Below are 3,819 nucleotides of genomic sequence, written 5' to 3'. Positions count from 1 at the left end.
CCAACACAGCGCCTGTCGCGGTGAACGATACGGCCACGACGACCGAGAATGCGATCATCACCGGCGCCGCCCCGGGCGTGCTGGGCAATGACAGCGACCCTGAGGGCGATGCGCTCGGCGTCGTCGCGGTCGCCGGCAGCGCCGACAATCTCGGCAACCCCGTCGCCGGCAGCGCCGGCGGCATTTTCGTGCTGCAGGCCGACGGCAGCTACAGCTTCGATCCCGGCACGGCTTTCGATGATCTGCAACTCGGCGAGCAGCGCGTCACCGGCATCAGCTACACCATCTCCGACGGCAATGGCGGCGTCGCGACGGCAACCTTGAGCATCACCGTCACCGGCCAGAACGATGCCCCGATCGGCAGCGACGCCTCGATCTCGCTCGACGAGGATACGCAAGCCACCGGCGCCCTGCCGGTCGCGACCGACCCGGACGGCGACACCCTGACCTATGCGCTGGTCGGCGAGGCCGGCAACGGCACCGTCAGGATCAGTGCCGGCGGCGCCTACGTCTACACGCCGAATCCCGACTATTCCGGGCCGGACAGCTTCACCTATACGGTCAGCGACGGCACCGCGACCGTGACCTATACCGTCACGATCACGGTGCTGCCGGTCGAGGACGATCCTGTCGCCGGCCCCTTACCCGACCTCGCCATGGTCGATGGCCAGGCGCCGAACGTCGATGTCTCCGGCGCCTTCTCGGACCCCGATGGCGACGCTCTCGGCTTCACCGCGACCGGACTGCCCGAGGGGCTGACGATCTCGGCCGACGGCGTGATTTCCGGCCTTGTCGACAGCTCCGCCTCGCAGCTCGGCGGCGGCATCTACAGCGTCACGGTCACCGCGGCGGATCCGGCGGGCAACAGCGCCAGCCGGACCTTCACCATCACCGTGACCAATCCGGGGCCGATTGCGGTGGACGATGCCGGCGGCACCGGCGAGAACGAGAGCGCCACGGGCAATGTCGTGAGCAACGACACCGACCCGGATGGCGATGCGCTGACAGTGATTGCCGTCGGCGCGAGCGGCAACGGCGTCGGCGCGCCGGCTGCCGGCTCGAATGGCGGCAGCTTCACCATCCTCGCCGATGGCAGCTACAGCTTCGACCCCGGCACGGCCTTCGACGATCTCGCCGCGGGCGAAACTCGCGAGACCAGCATCGCCTATACCGTCTCGGACGGCGAAGGCGGCGTGGCGAGCGCCGTCCTCCGCATCACCGTCACCGGCACGAACGATCCGCCGATCGCCTCGGATTCGAGCATCACCACGGCCGAGGACACAGCCGTCACCGGTGCGATCCCAGCCAGCGATGCGGAAGGCGACGCGCTGAGCTTCACGCTGGTCGCTCAGCCGCCGAACGGCACGGTCGTGCTGAATCCGGACGGCAGCTACAGCTACAGCCCGGCAGTCGATTTCAACGGCACGGATTCCTTCGACGTCACCGTCTCGGACGGCCTTGGCGGCGAAGTCACGGTGACCGTCACCGTCACCGTGACACCGGTCAATGACGCGCCGGTCGGCGCGGATGGCGCGATCGAGGTCACCGAGGACACGCCCTTCGGCGGCATGCTGCCGGTCGCGACCGATGTCGACGGCCCGTCCCTGACCTATGCGGCGGGCACGATCGCCCCCGAGCACGGCACCGTCACGATCAATTCCGACGGGAGCTTCACCTATGTGCCGAATGCCGACTATAGCGGGCCGGACAGCTTCACCTACTCGGTGTCGGACGGCATCGCGCCGCCGCAAAGCTACGTCATCACCGTCACCGTCTCGGGCGAGAACGACCCCCCGGTTGCCGTCGACGACGGCGCCTCGGCCCAGGAGAATGCCGATATCTCCGGTGTGGTCACCGGCAATGACAGCGATCCGGATGGCGATGCCCTGACGGTGGTCGGGGTCGGCGTAGCCTCGGGTGGCGTCGGCAGCACGGTCGCCGGCTCGAACGGCGGCAACTTCGTCATTACCGCCGATGGCAGCTTCATCTTCTCGCCCGGCGTCGATTTCGACGACCTCCAGTTCGGCGAGCAGCGCCAGACCACGGTGAGCTACACGATCTCGGACGGCAATGGCGGCGCCGCGACGGCAACGCTGACGGTCACGGTCGACGGCGCCAACGACGCGCCCGGCGCCGGCGTGTTGCCGCCGCTCGCGGCCGTTGATGCCGGCACTGTGAACTACGACGCCTCGACCGTCTTCTTCGATATCGAGGGCGACGCGCTGAGTTTCTCGGCCGAGGACCTGCCGGACGGGCTCTCGATCTCGGCCACCGGCCAGATCACCGGCACGTTGCGCAGCGATGCCAGCATCCTCGGCCCCGGCGCCAACGGTGTCTACGTCATCACCGTCACGGCGACAGATCCTGGCGGCCTCGCCGTCTCCCGCAGCTTCACGCTGACCGTGACCAATCCGCCTCCGGTCGCCGGCAACGACAGCGCCACGACCGCCGAGGACACGCCCTTGCTCGGCGCCAGCGTCACGGGCGGCGACAGCGATCCCGACGGCGACGCGCTGACCTACTCGGTCGTCAGCGGCCCGGCGAACGGGACGCTGACGTTCCGCGCGGATGGCAGCTACGACTATGCCCCGGCGCCGAACTTCAACGGCATCGACAGCTTCACCTACAGCGTCAGCGACGGACAGGGCGGCACAGCGCAGGCGGTGGTGACGATCACCGTGACGCCGGTCAATGACGCGCCGGTGGCCGTGGATGACCCCGGCGCGTTCGCCATCGATGAGGACGGCAGCGCAACGATCGCGCCGCTGGGCAACGACAGCGACCCGGATGGCAGCCCGCTGACGATCACGCGCATCGACAACCAGGCCATCGCGGTCGGCGGCTCGGTCGCAGTCGCCGGTGGCATCGTCACCCTGAACGGCGACGGATCGCTGACATTCGCGGCCAATGCCGACTACAGCGGCACGCCGTCCTTCACCTACACTGTCTCGGACGGCGCGCTCGAGGCCACTGCGGTGGTCACCGGAACCGTCAGTCCCGTGAATGACGCCCCGGTCAACGGCCTGCCGCCTTCTTTCGCGGGCAGCGAGGACACGCCGCTACAGCTCACCGGCATCTCGGTGGCAGATGTCGATGCCGGAGCCGGTGTCATCACCGTGACCCTCGGCGTCGATGCCGGCAGCCTCACCGCGTCCGCGACGGGCGATGTCGCCGTCTCCGGCTCGGGCACGGCCACGATCGTGCTCAGCGGCACGCGCGACGCGCTCAACGCCTATCTCGCCGGCGGCACCGCGCCTATCTATCAGCCGGTAGCTAACAGCAACGCCGCCGTGACGCTGACCATGCTCACCGATGACGGCGGCAATAGCGGCGCCGGCGGGCCGCTCACCGACAGCGACGTTGCAACGATCATGCTCGACGGGGAGAACGACCCGCCGGTCGTCTCGGCTCCGCCACCGAGCGGGCCCGAAGATACGCCGATCGCCGGAGCGGTCGTCGCCACCGATCCGGATGGCGACGCTCTGACCTTCACCCTGACGGCGCCGCCCGCCAACGGCACGGTTTCGCTGGCGGCCGACGGCAGCTACGTCTACACGCCTCACACCAATTTCAACGGCACCGACACCTTCGCGATCACCGTCGACGACGGCAATGGCGGCGTCGTCATCGTGCCGATCAGCGTCACGATCACGCCGGTGAACGACGCGCCGATCGGCGCCGATGCCGCCTTCGAGGTCGCCGAGGACGGCAGCCTCGACGGCACGTTGCCGCTGGCGAGCGACCCCGAGAACGATCCGCTGACCTACGGACTCGGCCAGCCGGCCGGTTCCGGCGTCGCGACCGTGAATCCGGACGGCA

Annotated in this window: 1 protein-coding gene; it reads left to right on the top strand. The window is 68.9% G+C overall.

The features are described 5' to 3' along the window. Positions 1-3,819: Ig-like domain-containing protein (locus tag ACIPIA_RS11950; protein WP_400509755.1), on the top strand; the 3,819-nt coding region annotated here is incomplete at both ends.

This window comes from Allobosea sp. CER48 (assembly GCF_044752385.1).
GTDB lineage: Bacteria > Pseudomonadota > Alphaproteobacteria > Rhizobiales > Beijerinckiaceae > Allobosea.
This window is presented reverse-complemented; position numbering and strand designations above follow the sequence as displayed.